This is a genomic window from Thauera carbonicopians, from assembly GCF_025699485.1.
Lineage (GTDB): Bacteria > Pseudomonadota > Gammaproteobacteria > Burkholderiales > Rhodocyclaceae > Thauera.
This window is the reverse complement of the sequence record NZ_JANUXN010000022.1, coordinates 14,300-29,839: the sequence shown is the minus strand read 5'-3', so window position 1 is coordinate 29,839 and position 15,540 is coordinate 14,300. Positions and strand designations below refer to the sequence as shown.

Below are 15,540 nucleotides of genomic sequence, written 5' to 3'. Positions count from 1 at the left end.
CAACATGAATCGACTTGCTGGAAAGGTGGCGGTCGTCACCGGCGGCAGCAGCGGCCTCGGCCTGGCCATCGTCCGGCGCATGGCCGGGGAAGGCGCGGCCGTCGCCATCCTCGATCGCGATGCGCGCGGCGAGGCGGAGGCGGAAGCGATCCGCGGCATGGGCGGCAAGGCGCTGTTCGTGCAGGTGGACGTGACCGACGAAGAGCGCATCAGCGCAGCCATGCAGGCTGCCGCCACGCAGTTCGGCTCCGGGTTCAACCGTATCGACGTGCTGGTGAACAACGCCGGCATCGAGGGCGAGAACACGCCGACCGACAAGCTGGCGCTGGCCGAGTGGAACCGGGTGATGGCGGTGAACGTGACGGCGGTGTTCCTGTGCACCAAGCACGCCGTGCCGTATCTGCGCCAGGCCGGGGGCGGCTCGGTCATCAACATTTCGTCGATCTACGGCATCGTCGGCGGCGGCGACATCCCGCCCTACCACGCCGCCAAGGGTGCGGTGCGGACGATGAGCAAGAACGACGCCCTGCTCTACGCCCCCGAGCGCATCCGGGTCAATTCCATCCATCCGGGCTTCGTGTTCACGCCGATGGTGGACCGCTACGTCCAGGACAACGGCCTGGCGCACGACGCGGCCAAGGCCCATCTGGATGCCCTGCATCCGCTGGGCGGCACCGGCACGCCGGACGACATCGCCTGGGGCGCGGTTTACCTGGCCTCGGACGAGGCGCGCTGGGTCACCGGCGCCGAACTCGTCATCGACGGCGGCTACACCGCACGCTGACCCCACCCCCGACCCCAACCCTTCAACCCCGGGGGCCGGCCGCCAGCCTGCGGCCGGCCATCCACGGAGGAGACAATCATGAAAAGACTGAGCAACAAAGTCGCCCTGATCACCGGCGGCGCAGGCGGCATCGGCCTGGCCACGGCCAAGCTGTTCGTTGCCGAAGGCGCCCGGGTGGTGCTGGCCGACCTTAACGAGCAGGCGCTGCAGGCAGCCGTGAAGGAAATCGGCAGCGATGCCGTCAGCCATGTGGCGGGCGACGTCACCCGGGAAGACCAGGTACGCAACATGATCGACACCGTGGTGCAGCACCACGGCCGGGTGGACGTGGTGTTTGCCAACGCCGGCACCGAAGGCAGCATCTCGCCGCTGGTCGATTACACCGTCGAGGCTTTCGACCGCGTCATGGCGGTGAATGTGCGCGGCGTGTTCCTGCCGCTCAAGCACGCCATTCCGGTGATGCAGAAACAGGGCGGCGGCAGCATCGTCATCACCTCGTCGATCGCCGGCCTGAAGGGTTTCGCCGGGCTGTCGGCCTATGTGGCGAGCAAGCACGCGGTGGTCGGGCTGATGCGTTCGGCGGTGCTGGAAGTGGGCAACAGCGGGGTGCGCATCAACACCATTCACCCCTCCCCGATCGACAATCGCATGATGCGTTCCATCGAGGAAGGCGCAGCGCCCGGCGCGGCTGCAACGGTGAAAGCCCAGTTCGAGACCATGATCCCGGCCGGACGCTACGGCCTGTCCGAAGAGGTCGCCCGGACCGCCCTGTTCCTGGCCAGCGACGAAAGCACCTTCTGCACCGGCGGACGCTACTGCGTCGATGGCGGCATGTCGGCAGGCTGAGTCCGCCGACATCCCCTTCCCGCCACGACGGCCGGAACACCGGCCTCATCCACATGCCCTGCGGCGCCGAGGCCGTCCGCGGCCCTGCCCCCAGCCCCACGAGGACACTCAAATGACCTACTACACCCAGGAAAACCACGGCCCCTACAAGCTCGTCAGCATCGGCCGGCTCGAACTCGAGGAAGGCGGCGTGCTCGAAGACTGCACGCTGGCCGTCGCCACCCACGGCCGGCTCAACACCGCGCGCGACAACGCGATCCTCGTCCCGACCTGGTATTCGGGCACGAGCAAGATCATGGAGCAGGTCTATATCGGCCCCGGCCGTGCGCTGGACCCGGACCGCTACTTCATCATCGTCGTCAACCAGATCGGCAGCGGCCTGTCGCTGTCGCCCAGCAACGCGCCGGCGGAAATCGCCGGGCCGAAATTCCCCCGCGTGCGCATCGGCGACGACGTCCGGGCCCAGCACCGCCTGCTCACCCAGCATTTCGGCATCGAACGCCTGGCCCTGGTCGTGGGTGGCTCGATGGGCGCCCAGCAAACCTACGAATGGGCGGTGCGCCATCCGGACATGGTCGAACGCGCCGCCCCGATCGCCGGCACGGCCCGCAACACCGAACACGACTTCATGTTCGGCGAAACCCTGATCGACACCATCGTCACCGATCCGGCCTTCCGCGACGGCAACTACGCCGACTCCGCCGAGATGGCGGCCGGCCTGCGCCGCCATGCCAAGCTGTGGACGGTGATGGGCTGGAGCACCGACTTCTTCCGCGGCGGCCGCCACAAGGCGCTGGGCTTCGACAGCATGGAGAGCTTCGTCGATCAATTCATGACCGGCTACTTCGCGCCGATGGACCCGAACAACCTGCTGTGCATGATCTGGAAATGGCAGCGCGGCGACGTCAGCCGCCATACCGGCGGCGACCTGGCCGCGGCGCTCGGCCGCATCAAGGCGAAGACCTTCGTGATGCCGATCAGCCACGACATGTTCTTCCCGCCCAACGACTGCCTGGCCGAGCAGAAGCAGATCGCCGACAGTGAATTCCGCCCGCTGAACAGCATCGACGGCCACCTGGCGCTGTTCGGCACCGACGCCAACTGCATCGCCGAACTGGACACCAATCTCCGGCAGTTGCTGGACGCTCAGCCCAGCGTCTGACGTGTCCAGCGTGCCCCCTGCCGCATCCGCGGCGGGGCTTGCAGGCCGCGGCCTCTTTGACGAGACCGCGGCTTTTTTTCATTTCACCATGACTCCAGCCCGGCCATGCGCTGGACTGCGCCGAAGCCAGATACAGAAGGTTTATCAATCACTTAGGTGAGCCAAGCATATGCCGGTGCATTCCGAAACCTGACCGGCCTTTCTCTTTGTCGGCCCCTATGAGGCCCCTGGGAAACGGGTCTTTCCGAGGAGTCATCATGGCAAAGCTGAAGCTCACCAAGTCCGCCGTCGATGCGGCGCAACCCCAGGCGCAGGCCATCGAGTTGCGGGATACCGTCGTACCGGGTTTTATGTGCAAGGTTACACCGGCGGGCCGCAAGGTATTCATGCTCCAGTACCGCACCAACGCGGGCGAGCACCGCAAGCCCGCCCTGGGCCTGTACGGGGAACTGACCGTCGAGCAAGCCCGCGCCCTGGCGCAGGAATGGATGGCCGAGGTACGCCGGGGCGGCGACCCCAGCGCGGCCAAGGCTGCTTCCCGTGCCGCCCCCACGGTCAAGGAACTGTGCGGCAAGTTCATGGGGGACTACTCCAAGCAGCGCAACAAACCCAGCACGCAGAAAGGCTACCAGAGCGCCATCGACCGCAACATCATCCCGATGTTGGGCCGCATGAAGGTGCAGGACGTGAAGCGTTCCGACGTGGCCGCAGCGATGAAGAAGATGGCGCACAAGCCCGCCGATGCGAACCGCACGTTCAGCGTCATGCGCCGCATGTTCAACCTGGCCGAGGTGTGGGGCTACCGGCCCGACGGCACCAACCCTTGCCGCCATGTCCCGGTGTACCCGGATGGCAAGGCCACCCACCTCATCAGCGACGAAGACATGGGCAAGCTGTTCCGCTACCTGGAGCGCCTGGAAGCCGAAGGGCTGGAGCACTACACCATCCCGCTGGCAATCCGCCTGCAATTCGAGTTCGCGGGCCGCCGTTCGGAAATCATCTCGCTGCAATGGCAATGGGTCGATCTGGAAAACCGCCGTGTCGTCTGGCCCGACAGCAAAACCGGCGGCATGTCCAAGCCCATGAGCGAGGAAGCCTACCGGCTGCTCTTAACAGCGCCACGCCAAGACGGCTGCCCCCACGTGCTGCCCTCACCGAACGACCCGACCAAGGCCCTCACCGAAGGCGAGTACTACGGCGGTTGGAGCCGCACCCTCAAGGCCGCAGGCGCAACGCATGTCGGCACGCACGGCATCCGCCATCGCTCGACGACCGACATTGCCAACTCGGGCATCCCGATCAAGGTCGGCATGGCACTGACCGCGCACAAGACCGTAGCGATGTTCATGCACTACGTTCACACCGAAGACGACCCGGTGCGCAAGGCGGCGGAGCTTGTGGCGAACCGGCGCAAAACCGTTGTCATGGGCAAACCGCCAGCCGCGCAGGAAAGCACCACTGCCGCATGACATAGCCGCTCCGTTCTGCATTCCGATTACAAGATTCCGCCCTGTTTTACGCACGACAACGTGCGCAAAACAGGGGCGGCAGCATTTAGAAAGCCACGTCAGCCGAAAGCGTGGTCGCTGGCATCGTCGCCGCTCATCATGAAGCCATCGGCGTGCATTGCGTCGTGTCTCCGGCCTGTCATTGCGCGTGCATTCACACTGCGCGCCAAATCGCACTCGGCGCAGCCGTCCCACGTGCAGACAGTGGCCCATGCCGCGCCGCCGCCACACCGAGTTTGCGTGCCGTGGCGCTTGAAGCGGCGGAAGGCAAGACAAAAGGACGCGGCACGGGGTCGCGTCGAAGCCAGTCTGCACATGGGGGAAGCGCGGCACGCCGCGTCGATGGCATCGTGCCGTCGAGATTCACCAAACCGCATGAATGCTGGTTTGCCCGCGTGCCACCTGCGCAGCAGCACGCCGTGCTGCGCCGGAGCCGCAGCGCATCGAATCTCGGGAAGTGAATCAGCGGTGCGGGCCAGAAACGCCCGAAATGGCCCGCTTAATGAAGCGGGACAGCGGTTCAGAGGGAGCCGTGTCGGCCCGCAGAAGATAGGTCGTCAGAGCCGGGGAGATGCCCGACAGCGGGCGGCTGGCTATGTCCGGCGAACGGCTGGCAGCGATCTGCGACGCCCCGAGCAGCGCCAAGGCATAGCCGGCCGAAACCAGGGTCAGCATCAGGTCGAGCGAGGCGACTTCTTCCGCCACCAGCGGCTCCGTGTCCACGGTGTGCAGCACCCGTGCAATTTGCCAACAGTAGCCTTCGCACACATGCGGGTCGCCCATCGCCAGCGGATAGCGCAGGACTTCTTCCAGCGGGATGCGTTTGTGGGTCAGCAGTGGATGTCTGGCTGGCACTGCCACCACCAGCGGGTCATGCCAGGCAGGCACCGCCAGCAGGCCATCGCCCACGTCGTCGGACTGCGCGAACCCCGCATCGTAGAGGTCTTCGCGCAGTCCGGCGATCTGCTGCGACAGCGGTATTTCGGCCAGATGAATCCCGACTTCGGGATCGTCGCCCCGGCACTTCTCCAGGCAGGCACCCAGGCGCGGCGGCGTGATGCCGTCGGACAGGGCGATGCGCAATTGACCGTCGTAGCCGGCGGCCACCGCTTTGGCTCCCTCGCGGGCCTGCTGCAAGGCGGTGAAGATGCGCGGCACATGCTCCTTGAAGACCTGCCCGGCACGCGACAGGCGGGTGCTGCGTGTGGTTCGGATGAACAGGCGCACGCCCAAGTCTTCTTCCAACTCCTTGATGGCTCGCGACAGCGGCGACTGCTCGATGTGCAGGCGCTCGGCGGCGCGGGCGAAATGGAGTTCTTCGGCCACGGCGAGAAAGCAGCGTAGATGTCGGAGTTCCATCATCTGACCTCATGGCCGATGACGAACCGCGCCCGGCTGGCTGAGCGCGCAGCGAGCACACAACACTCATCAATCAGCCTCGCCCTGTTGGCAAGGCTCAACGCATGGCCTATCGCGCCTTCGCGCCTTGCATTGCCAGCAACTTTTCGCCGCCATGCGCCTTGAGCGCAGCCGCCAATGCTTTCTCGTAGTCGGGCTGCGCGCTTTCGAGGCGTGTGCGTCCGTCTTTGGTCAGCACCGTGTAAACCCCCCGCTTGTCGTCCGGGCACAGATCGCGGACGGTGAAGCCGGAACGCTCCAGACGTTCGACCATCCGCGACACCGAACTTTGGTTCAGACCAAGGTGCGCAGCCAGATCCTGCATGCGCAGTTCGGAGTTCTGCGACCGGGCCAGTATTTCCAGTGCGCGGTATTCCGACAGGCCAAGCCCATGCCGGGCTTGCAGCACCTTGACCAGATCGGCTTCGACGTTGGCGACGATCTGGATCAGCATGAGCCAAGCATCGCTTTTCTTTGACGTCACCGGCGCGTACTCCTATTGAACGACGGACGATCCATTTTCTCATATGTATGCCCATGCAAGCACGTCAAGAGGCCCACCCTGTGGCGCTCACGTCTGCGAGCGAAACGCCAGAAAGGGTTGCATTCCCTCCGGCACCGGCAGCTTGCGCACGGCGGGGGATTGCCAAGCCAGCGGGTCGCGGGAGAACAGCGCATAGGTGCCGCGATAGTCGAACCCATGTGCCGCCGCCTCGTTCCGATCGACGGCGAAATACACCTGCTCGATACCCGCATAGAGCGCGCTCAGGTAGCACATGGCGCACGGTTCCCCCGAGGCCAACAGCGTCAGGCCGCGAAGATATGGCGTGCCCGCCGTGCGGCACGCATCCCGGATGGCTTCGATTTCCGCATGGGCGGTCGGGTCGTGGTGTTCCCGGACGCGGTTGACCCCACGCCCGAGAACCGTGCCGCGTGCATCGACCACGAAGGCCGTGAAGGGAATGCCACCGCCGTGGACATGCTCGCCCGACCAGGCGACGGCCTCCTTCATGCGCTGCATGAGGCGTTCATCGAAATCGCCCGCCTTCATGCGGGAACCCCACTTTTGTGAGCCTGGAGCTTGGCGCTGTCGGCGAGCTTCAACCAGACCACGCCACCGATGATGACGGCCAGCCAGCATGCCTGGGCCAGTGTCAGCGGCTGGTCAAGCAGGACGCTACCGAAAGTCGCCGCCCCCACCGAGCCGATACCGGCCCATACGGCATAGCCGATGCCCACGTCGATGGTTTTCAGCGCAACACTGAGCGCATACAACGTCAGCAGGAAAAACACCCCAGCGGAAATCGACCATCCAAGCACCGTGAATGCCTGGCTGCCCCCTACGCTGAGGGCATAGCCAATCTCGAATGCGCTGGCCAGCAGCAGCATGATCCAAGCACGTCCGTTGCTTTGGCTGGTTTCGTTGATAGTCGTCATGTCGGATTCCTTTGTGATGTCAGATTGAGAGTGAATGAAGCGGTGGTCTGTCGTCTTCATGCCGCGCCACTGAGCCGCAGACCCACGACGCCGCCGATGACGAGCGCGATTCCGAAGAACTTGCTCAGGTTCAGTCGTTGCCCGAAGAACAAGGCCCCCAGGATGACGATTCCCACGCCTGCAACGGACGTCCAGATGGCATAGCCCACGCCGACATCGAAGGTCAGCAAGGCAAGGCTGAGGAAGTAGGTGGCGATGGCCCCGCTGACCAGCGTGGCGGCTGTCCAGCCAAGGCGGGTGAAGCCCTTGGCGTTGCCTGCGGAAATGGCTACCGCAATTTCAAAGACCACGGCGATGCTCAGATATAGCCAACTCATGATGAAGGTTCCTTTCGTTGATGCCCCAAAGAGCGGTTGGGTGATGTGTCGAGAAAATGGGCGTTCAGCCCTGCGGTGATGCTGGCGACGGATCGCCGTTCGGCTCGTTTCCGAGCTGGTCGATGGCACGCTTGAGTTCATCCAGAGGCGGCGTGCCACGGAACACTTGTTTCCCGACGACGATGGTGGGAACGGATGTGATCTGCATTTCCTCGCGGGCATGGCGTTGGGCCTCGCGGTGGCGCTGGGCATAGGTGCCGTTTTCGAGCGCATGCCTGGCCTCGTCGGGGTCAAGCCCGATCTCGGCGGCGAGTTCGATCAGAATTTCAGGTTCGCCGATGTCCCGATCCTCCTGAAAGAAGGCCCGCAGGACGCGCAGGGAGTAAGCGTTGTCCAGCCCCTGATCCCGGGCCATCGCCAGCAGTTCAAACGCCTTTGCCGTGCGAGGCTGGGGCGATATGGAAGGCAAGCGGATCGGCACCCCGAGGCGCTCGGCCAGCGGATAGACGGATCGCTGCCAGACGGACGGCAGATACGGGTCTTCCGGCCTCAGCGTCGGCTCGGGCGCGGGACGCAGCTCAAAGGGACGCCATGTGATGTCGATGTCCCGGTTGCCGATCGCGTCGGACAGTACCTTTTCCGCCAGCAGGCAGTAGGGGCACACATAGTCGGAATAGAGGGTGATAGATGCCATGTCGGACTCCATTTATTTGCATGCACATGCATGTTAATGAAGGGGAACAGGGCTGTCAAACTATTTGCGCGCGCATGTATTTTTCGAGTAACGACGGACTCCCCGGAGGCCGTCGAGGCAAGGCTGGGCGCTCAAACCGAAGGGCCGCGCTGCCGCCTCAGCCGCTGCTCAATCACTGGCTTCCACAGCACCAGTGAGAAGCCCATGCCGTCATCGAGCATCGCGTAGCGCCCGCTGGCGAGCATGACGGAGCGCCGGTAGATAACGGCCACGCACTGGCCATCGGGCGATGATCCAGACCGGTTTCGGCAGCTATACCCTGCGCCAATCCACGCTACACAGAGCCAAGGCTTGCCACGACAATGCACCCCAATTGGCCCCTGACGTTTGGATGATTCAGGTGCCTGCTACCCAGAAATCAGCTCTAACCTCGTGCGCTGTATAGCCTTTCTCTCCACGTCACTTGTACGCGGAAGGCTTGACAGCAGACATTTTTCATCGCCGGGCCGCCCCAAGATGAAAAGCGCCCCCTTGGGGGGCAGCGACCGCACGCAGTGAGGGAGCGTGGGGGTTATTTTTCATTCCTGTTCCGGCCTGAGGCCGCCGGTCTTTCTGAGACAGGCCGGCGTGGTGCCCATCCTGCTGCGCATCACCCGCGTCAGATGGGCCTGGTCGGCGAATCCGCACATCGCCGCGACCTGCTTGATCGCCAGGCCATCGCTGGTCAGCAGGCGGGCGGCCCGCTCCAGGCGGCGGCGGACGACGTACTCGTGGGGAGACATGCCCGTGCTCGCGCGGAAATGCTTGGAGAAGGTCCATACGCCGAGCCCGATTGCCTCGGCCATCTGCTCGATGGTGATCCCCTTGTGCAGATGGGTTTCGACGTATTCGTCGAGGCGGCGTATCTGCCGGGGCGCCAGCGGCCCCACCGGTGTGTCGTCGCGAATGTCGATACAGGCGTACTTGCGGAACAGATGGACGGCCAGCTGCAGCGCGAGCCCCTCGACGTAGATGTTGCCGCCCGGCGCGCACTGCTCCGCTTCCGCGGTGATGGCATCGACGATGCCGGTGACGATCGGGTCCTGCGCCTGCAACACGTCCTGCAGGCGCACGTCGACCATGCTGCGCCCGGTGATGTCCACGGCCACCCGCTGCATCAGCGCGCCCGAGAGATAGGTGTGGGACACGCCGATGCATTCGGTCCAGTGCCAATGGGACATCTCCGCATGCGTCAGCAGCGAGAAGTCCCCCGGCACGCACTTCTTGCGGCTCCAGCGCCCCTCCACCTGCCGGTCCATCGGCGTCTGGCCGCTGCGGTAGCGGACGATCATGCAATGGTCCATCGGCGGCACCAGCACGTCCAGGCCGGTATAGAGATAGGCACGGTGAGCCACATCCTTCCAGCCCAATCCGTCACTGGCGGACAGGACCCGCCCTGGCACCCAGGTAGGCAGGTCCCTTGGAGTAATCAAGGTGCTCATATGACGACCAAGCGGAAACTGAACGCGTTTGAAGGATCGTGTCGGGCACGCGGAAGTCGTCAGGATACAAGAAATATTGAATTACTTGATCAAATCATCTGATATGTCAGCCGGTCCGTGTCCGCTCTCCCCCTGCCCCGGTCCCGCCGCCCGCCGCAGGAACAGCGCAACGATGAGCGCCGTCGCCAGCATGATGGTGGCGCTGATCACCGCGTTGACATGCAGCGCCGCGGCGAAGGCTTCGCGCGCGGCATGCAGCAGGGCCGCGCCGGCCTCGCCCGGCAGCCGTTCCGCCGCGCCGAGCGCGCCGCCCAGGGTATCGATGGCCGAGGCGGCGAGTTCGGGCGGCAGTCCCACACCGTTTGCCACGGCCAGCATGTGGCTGCGATAGACCGCCGCGCCGACGCTGCCGATGATCGCGATGCCGAGCGCCATGCCGAGCTCGGTGGCCGTTTCCGAGGTGGCCGCGGCGGCGCCGGTCTTGGTCGGCGGTGCCGAACCGACCACCAGGTCGGTGCCGAGGATCATCATCGGCATGACGCCCACCCCCAGCACCGAGGTGCCGGCCACCAGCAGCCACAGCGAGACCGCATCGCCAACATACGGGCTGCCGGCAGGCGGGCCCCCGACCAGCATCATCGCAAGGAAACCCGGCAGTGCCAGCAGCAGGCCGGCACTGACCAGCCGATGCGGCGGATGGCGGCGCGCCAGCCGCGGCACCAGCACCGACGCCAGCACCTGCAGCAGTGCCGGCGGCAGCATCACGATGCCGGCGTCGAGCGGCGACAGGCCGAGCACGCCCTGCAGGTACTGGAACACCATCAGCCAGGTGCCGGACAGCGCCAGGATGGTCAGCAGCATCGCCGCCACCGACACCGAGAAGCCGCGGTTGGCGAACAGGCCGAGATCGAACATCGGCTGCGCCAGCTGGCGCTGGCGGCGCACGAACAGCACGCCGACCGCCAGCCCGAGCAGCACCGCCGCCAGCGCGGCGAGCGTCACGCCGTCGCGCGCCGCCGACTTGATGCCGAAGATCACCGCCAGCACCATGCCGACGCACAGCAGCGCGCTCGGTAGGTCGAGCGGCCCGGCGGCATCGTCGCGGAATTCCGGCAGCAGCAGCGGGCCGGCGACCAGCAGCACCAGCATCACCGGTACGCCGAGCAGGAACACCGATCCCCAGGGGAAATATTCGAGCAGCACGCCGCCGACCAGCGGGCCGATCGCGCTGCCGACGATGAAACCGGTCATCCACACCGTGATCGCCACCGTGCGCTCGCGCTCGACGTGGAACATGTTGCGGATCAGGGACAGCGTGGACGGCATCAGCGTGGCGCCGGCGATGCCGAGCAGCGCGCGGGTGGCGATCAGCATCGCCGCAGTGGTCGACAGGGCCGCCAGCACCGAGGCCACGCCGAAGGCGAAGGCACCGGCCAGCAGCAGGCGGCGCCGGCCGATGCGGTCGCCCAGCGTGCCCATCGTGATCAGGAAGCCGGCGATCATGAAGCCGTAGATGTCCAGGATCCACAGCAGCTCGCTGCTGCTCGGCCGCAGGTCGGCACTCAGGTGCGGCGCTGCCAGGTGCAGCACCGTCATGTCCAGCGCCAGCAGCAGCGTGGGCAGCACCAGTACGGCGAGACCCCACCATTCGCGGCGGGTGGCGGGACGGGGGTGGGCTGCGGAAACGAGCGACGAAGACATGGAGACAGGAACCGAAAAGCGAACTGCGGATTATCGCGCCCGCACGCCTGCAGTGCCATCAACCTGCCACTGCAAAACAGGCACGATGCCCATCCTTCCACGGCCGCGGCGGTATCCGAGTCCACCGGTGGACCGGCGAATCACGCCTTCCACGTCGTTCCACGGCATCATGCGCAGCATCATCGTTCCATCCGGGCATCCATGTCCTCCGACCTCGGCACTCCGCTGGACCTCTACTGCGAACGCGCCTCGGCGGCCTTCTGGGCCGAGCCGGTCAATGCGCTGACCAACCTGTCCTTCATCGCCGCCGCCTTCGGCCTGCTGCATCTGATCCGGCGCGAAAGGCTGCGGCTCGATCCGGCGGGCAGCTTTCTGGTGGCCAACGTGGCCCTGATCGGCATCGGCAGCTTCCTGTTCCATACCCTGGCCAATCGCGGGACTCTGGTCGCCGACGTGTTGCCGATCTTCATCTACCAGATTGCCTTCGTCGGCCTCTATGCCCGCAGGGTGAGCCGCCAGCCGGTGGCCGTGGTGGCCGGGCTGGTGCTGCTCTACCTCGCCCTGTCCTTCGCCTTCGCCAGCCTGCCGCGGGCCTGGCTGAACGGTTCGCTGGCCTATGGCAGCGCGCTGGTGTTCGTCGCCGGCATTGGCCTCCACCATCTGCGCGCCGGCCGCCGCGACGCCTGGGGCGTGCTGGCGGCATTCGCCGTGCTCCTGCTGTCGCTCTTTTTCCGTTCGATCGACCAGCAGGTCTGCCCGCACGCTGCGCTCGGCACCCATTTCCTGTGGCATCTGCTGAACGGGCTGGTGCTCTACCTCACCACCCGGGCCTATCTGCTGAACGCGCTGCCGGCCGCCCCCTCTCAGCCGCGCTGAGCACCACGCGGGCCTGCGGCTCCGTCAGCGAGCATATCGACGTACAAGGCTTCGACCTGCGCGCGGGCCCACGGTGTGCGGCGCAGGAACTTGAGGCTGGAGGCGATGCTGGGCTCGTGGGTGAAGCAGCGGATCGCCACCCGGCGGCCGAGCCCGGCCCAGCCATAGTGCTCGACCAGCGCATGGAGCAGATTTTCGAGGGTGATGCCGTGCAGCGGGTTGTTGGGCTGAGTGCTCATGCGGATATCCATCAATGATCGAGTTGCAGCGCGGCGAGCCGGGCGTAGAGGCCGCCCTGGCGACGCAGGTCGGCCGGCGTGCCGACTTCGACGATGCGCCCGCCGTCGAGCACGACGATGCGGTCCACCCGCTGCACCGTCGCCAGGCGGTGGGCGATGACCAGCGTAGTGCGGCCGTGCATCGCCGCATCCAGGCCCTGCTGCACGAGGATCTCGGATTCGGCGTCGAGCGCGCTGGTGGCCTCGTCGAGCAGCAGCAACCGGGCATCCTTGAGAATGGCGCGGGCGATCGCGATGCGCTGGCGCTGGCCGCCCGACAGGCGGGTGCCGCGTTCGCCGAGGAAGGTGTCGTAGCCTTCGGGCAGGCGGGCGATGAAATCGTCGGCGCCGGCCGCACGCGCCGCTGCACGCACCGCCTCGTCGTCGGCGCCGGGACGGCCGTAGCGGATGTTGTCCATCGCGCTGGCGGAGAAGATCACCGGGTCCTGCGGCACGATCGCGATGTTCTGGCGCAGCGCGCGCAGCGCCAGCGTGCGGGTGTCCTGGCCGTCGATCAGGATGGCGCCGGCCGAAATCTCGTAGTAGCGCAGCAGCAGCTGGAACAGCGTGGTCTTGCCGGCACCGGACGGGCCGACCAGCGCGACCCGCTCGCCGGGCGCGATGTCGAGGCAGACGTCGTCGAGCGCACGCACTTGCGGCCGCGCCGGATAGGCGAAGCCGACGTGGTCGAAGCGGATCGCCATCTGCGGCAGGCGCCGCGGCACGGCCGGCATCGTAGCGTCGCGGATCGCCGGCTCGGCCTGCAGCAGTTCGAGCAGGCGGCCGGTGGCGCCGGCCGCGCGCATGACGTCGCCCCACACTTCGGCCAGCGTGCCCGCGCCGCCGGCGACCAGCGCCGCATACAGCACGAAGGCGGCGAGCTCGCCGGTGCTCAGTTCACCGGCATGCACCTGCTGCGCGCCGACCCACAGCACGAAGATGATGCTGCCCATCACCGCGGTGATGATCAGCGCGGTCAGACCCGCCCTCGTCCGGGTGCGGCGGATCGCGGCGAGGAAGCCGGTTTCGCTGCGTCCGGCGAAGCGGCGGGCCTCTGCCGCTTCCTGGGTGAAGGCCTGCACCGTGGGCATCGCATTGAGGATCTCGCCAGCCAGCGCCGAAGCATCGGCAATGCGGTCCTGCGATTCGCGCGACAGCTTCCTGAGCCGGCGCCCGATCAGCACGATCGGCACCGCAAGCACCACCATCAGGCCGAGATTGAGCGCGAACAGGCCGAAGCTGGTCACCGCCAGCATCACCATGCCGCCGGCGAACTGGAACAGGCTGCGCAGCCCCATCGACACCGAACTGCCGACCACGGTCTGGATCAGCGTGGTGTCGCCGGTCAGCCGCGACAGCACCTCGCCGGTCTGCAGGGTCTCGAAGAACTGCGGCGACTGCCCGAGCACGCGCGCATACACCGCGTTGCGCAGGTCGGCCGTGACCCGCTCGCCGACCCAGGACACGGTGTAGTAGCGCGCCGCCACCACCATGCCCCAGAACGCCGCGAGCGCGAACAATTGCAGGAAATGGCCGTCGAGCGCCGCGGCCGTCCCCGCGCCGCCGGCACTGCCGAAACCGAAGCCGAAATCCACCAGGTCGCGGAAGGCCAGCGGCACCAGCAGCAGCGTGGCCGAGCCGAGGCACAGCAGCACGAAGGCCAGCGCGATACGCGCGCGATACGGCCGCAGGAAAGGCAGCAGGCCGCGCAGCGCCGACAGGCCGCGCGGCGGCGCGTCTGCGGGAAGGGAAGCGGTGCCGGGCGGCGAGGAGGATGGGGATGGCGCGGTCGATTCGGGCATGCCCGATTATCGTCGATCGCGCAGTGGAAGTGCCCAGCCGGGTCAGGTCCGGCCAGGTCAGGCCCATCAGGCTCGGCCGGACCTGGCCCGTTCAGGCTGGACCCGGTCAGACCGGACAGGCACTTGACGAGGCTCAGCGCAGGCCGGCCGCGTTGTACGCCTGGCGGAGCTGGGCGACGTTGCCCAGCAGCGCCGACGGGCCGGCGCCACCCATCAGATACCAGCCCTTGGGATCGAGGAACACGACCTGCCCTTTCTGCCCGGCCGCCGTGCCCTTGACCTGGGCGTTGTCGAACACCTTCTGCGACGGAATGATGTCGCCGCCGCCCGCAGCCTGGCCGGTCGCGGTGTTGCGGTCGATCACGTAGATCCACTGCGGGTTCAGCTTCGCCAGGTCGTCGAAAGTGTAGGCCGTGCCTTGCGGCGGCAGATCGGCGCTGCCGACGGCAGACTTCGCGCCCAGCACGTCGAACAGGAAGCCGAAACGCGAGCCTGGCACCTGCGGAATGATCTTCTCGTTGATCGCCATCAGCAGCACGCCCGGCTCGGCCTGGCCTGCCAGGCGGCGCAGATCGGCCACTTCCCTATCCATCCGCTCGATCAGCGCTTTGCCCTGCGCCTGCTTTCCGAACAGGCCGGCCAGCGTATTCACGTTGCGCTTGATGTCGTTCAGCATCTGCCTGCCGTCGATCGACATATCCAGCGTGGGCGCGATCCGGCCCAGGATCTCGAGCTTGGCGCTGGAACGGCCGCCGACGATGATCAGATCGGGCTTGATGCTGCTCAGCGCTTCGTAGTCCGGTTCGAACAGGCTGCCGGCAACGGCGTAGCGGCTGGCATAGTCCTGCAGGTAACCCGGCATCTGCGCCTTGGGACCGCCCGCCACCGGCACGCCCAGGGCCTGCAGCGTATCCAATGCGCCCAGGTCGTACACCACCACACGCTTGGGTGCGGCAGGCACTTCGGTCGTGCCCTTGGCGTGCGTCAACGCCACCGTGACGGGCTGGGCGGCCAATGCGGGCACGGCGATGCCGCAGGTCGCGGCGAGAATAGCGCCCGCCAGGACGCGGCGGCGGACGAGAGAAAAGCGGTTGCTCATGCGATGGCTCCTTGCACAATGCGGTCATCCAAAAAACAGCGCCAGCCGGTGCAAGGGCTGGCGTCACACAAGCACGGGGACCCGTCGCCCTCGTGCA

At 66.3% G+C, this 15,540-nt stretch carries 18 protein-coding genes; 5 read left to right on the top strand and 13 right to left on the bottom strand.

What is annotated here, in order from left to right; translation table 11 throughout:
• Window positions 1–4 precede the first annotated feature (4 nt).
• The 4 genes from NX068_RS18910 (at window position 5) to NX068_RS18895 (ending at window position 4,261) form a co-directional block, all read left to right on the top strand.
• Entirely contained in the window at window positions 5–784 is a 780-nt protein-coding gene (locus tag NX068_RS18910) for an SDR family NAD(P)-dependent oxidoreductase (protein ID WP_263462766.1), read from the top strand.
• 78 nt (window positions 785–862) lie between these two features.
• Complete coding sequence (locus tag NX068_RS18905; RefSeq protein WP_263462765.1) at window positions 863–1,630, top strand: SDR family NAD(P)-dependent oxidoreductase; 768 nt, start codon at window positions 863–865, stop codon at window positions 1,628–1,630.
• Window positions 1,631–1,742: 112 nt separating this feature from the next.
• Window positions 1,743–2,792, top strand: a complete 1,050-nt coding sequence (locus NX068_RS18900) for an alpha/beta fold hydrolase (RefSeq protein ID WP_263462764.1) — start codon at window positions 1,743–1,745, stop codon at window positions 2,790–2,792.
• Window positions 2,793–3,049: 257 nt separating this feature from the next.
• A complete protein-coding gene (locus NX068_RS18895) occupies window positions 3,050–4,261 on the top strand; it encodes a tyrosine-type recombinase/integrase (protein ID WP_263462763.1) in 1,212 nt (403 codons plus the stop codon).
• Between the two features lie 501 nt (window positions 4,262–4,762).
• On the opposite strand, the gene NX068_RS18890 is transcribed toward NX068_RS18895, so the two are convergent.
• The 10 genes from NX068_RS18890 to NX068_RS18845 all read right to left on the bottom strand — a co-directional run bounded on the left by NX068_RS18890 (window position 4,763) and on the right by NX068_RS18845 (window position 11,571).
• Window positions 4,763–5,662, bottom strand: coding sequence for a LysR family transcriptional regulator (locus tag NX068_RS18890; protein WP_442806766.1), 900 nt, complete (start codon window positions 5,660–5,662; stop codon window positions 4,763–4,765).
• A 106-nt stretch (window positions 5,663–5,768) separates the two neighbouring features.
• Window positions 5,769–6,152, bottom strand: coding sequence for a MarR family winged helix-turn-helix transcriptional regulator (locus NX068_RS18885; RefSeq protein WP_263462762.1), 384 nt, complete (start codon window positions 6,150–6,152; stop codon window positions 5,769–5,771).
• Window positions 6,153–6,269: 117 nt separating this feature from the next.
• Window positions 6,270–6,749: a nucleoside deaminase gene (locus NX068_RS18880; RefSeq protein ID WP_263462761.1), complete on the bottom strand. Its 480-nt coding sequence runs from the start codon at window positions 6,747–6,749 to the stop codon at window positions 6,270–6,272.
• Window positions 6,746–7,135, bottom strand: coding sequence for a DMT family transporter (locus NX068_RS18875; RefSeq protein ID WP_263462760.1), 390 nt, complete (start codon window positions 7,133–7,135; stop codon window positions 6,746–6,748). The genes NX068_RS18880 and NX068_RS18875 overlap by 4 nt, the downstream gene beginning before the upstream one ends.
• Window positions 7,136–7,191: 56 nt before the next feature.
• Window positions 7,192–7,512, bottom strand: coding sequence for a DMT family transporter (locus NX068_RS18870; RefSeq protein WP_263462759.1), 321 nt, complete (start codon window positions 7,510–7,512; stop codon window positions 7,192–7,194).
• A 64-nt stretch (window positions 7,513–7,576) separates the two neighbouring features.
• Window positions 7,577–8,206, bottom strand: a complete 630-nt coding sequence (locus NX068_RS18865) for a DsbA family oxidoreductase (protein ID WP_263462758.1) — start codon at window positions 8,204–8,206, stop codon at window positions 7,577–7,579.
• A 131-nt stretch (window positions 8,207–8,337) separates the two neighbouring features.
• Window positions 8,338–8,478 (bottom strand): DUF3363 domain-containing protein, encoded by a 141-nt coding sequence (locus tag NX068_RS21280; protein ID WP_442806765.1) that lies wholly within the window; start codon window positions 8,476–8,478, stop codon window positions 8,338–8,340.
• A 306-nt stretch (window positions 8,479–8,784) separates the two neighbouring features.
• Window positions 8,785–9,600 carry a helix-turn-helix domain-containing protein gene (locus NX068_RS18855; RefSeq protein ID WP_263462757.1) on the bottom strand — a complete coding sequence of 272 codons (816 nt, stop codon included), beginning with the start codon at window positions 9,598–9,600 and terminating at the stop codon, window positions 8,785–8,787.
• Between the two features lie 168 nt (window positions 9,601–9,768).
• A complete protein-coding gene (locus NX068_RS18850) occupies window positions 9,769–11,388 on the bottom strand; it encodes an MFS transporter (RefSeq protein ID WP_263462756.1) in 1,620 nt (539 codons plus the stop codon).
• A 30-nt stretch (window positions 11,389–11,418) separates the two neighbouring features.
• Window positions 11,419–11,571 (bottom strand): hypothetical protein, encoded by a 153-nt coding sequence (locus tag NX068_RS18845; RefSeq protein ID WP_263462755.1) that lies wholly within the window; start codon window positions 11,569–11,571, stop codon window positions 11,419–11,421.
• Window positions 11,572–11,589: 18 nt separating this feature from the next.
• Here NX068_RS18845 and NX068_RS18840 point away from each other — a divergent pair, with 18 nt between their 5' ends.
• Window positions 11,590–12,264 (top strand): ceramidase domain-containing protein, encoded by a 675-nt coding sequence (locus NX068_RS18840; protein ID WP_263462754.1) that lies wholly within the window; start codon window positions 11,590–11,592, stop codon window positions 12,262–12,264.
• On the opposite strand, the gene NX068_RS18835 is transcribed toward NX068_RS18840, so the two are convergent.
• The 3 genes from NX068_RS18835 to NX068_RS18825 all read right to left on the bottom strand — a co-directional run bounded on the left by NX068_RS18835 (window position 12,252) and on the right by NX068_RS18825 (window position 15,443).
• A complete protein-coding gene (locus NX068_RS18835) occupies window positions 12,252–12,503 on the bottom strand; it encodes a VF530 family protein (RefSeq protein WP_263462753.1) in 252 nt (83 codons plus the stop codon). The genes NX068_RS18840 and NX068_RS18835 overlap by 13 nt on opposite strands.
• Before the next feature lie 11 nt (window positions 12,504–12,514).
• Window positions 12,515–14,344: an ABC transporter transmembrane domain-containing protein gene (locus NX068_RS18830; RefSeq protein ID WP_263462752.1), complete on the bottom strand. Its 1,830-nt coding sequence runs from the start codon at window positions 14,342–14,344 to the stop codon at window positions 12,515–12,517.
• A gap of 133 nt (window positions 14,345–14,477) precedes the next feature.
• Window positions 14,478–15,443 carry a siderophore ABC transporter substrate-binding protein gene (locus NX068_RS18825; protein ID WP_263462751.1) on the bottom strand — a complete coding sequence of 322 codons (966 nt, stop codon included), beginning with the start codon at window positions 15,441–15,443 and terminating at the stop codon, window positions 14,478–14,480.
• Window positions 15,444–15,540: the final 97 nt, after the last annotated feature.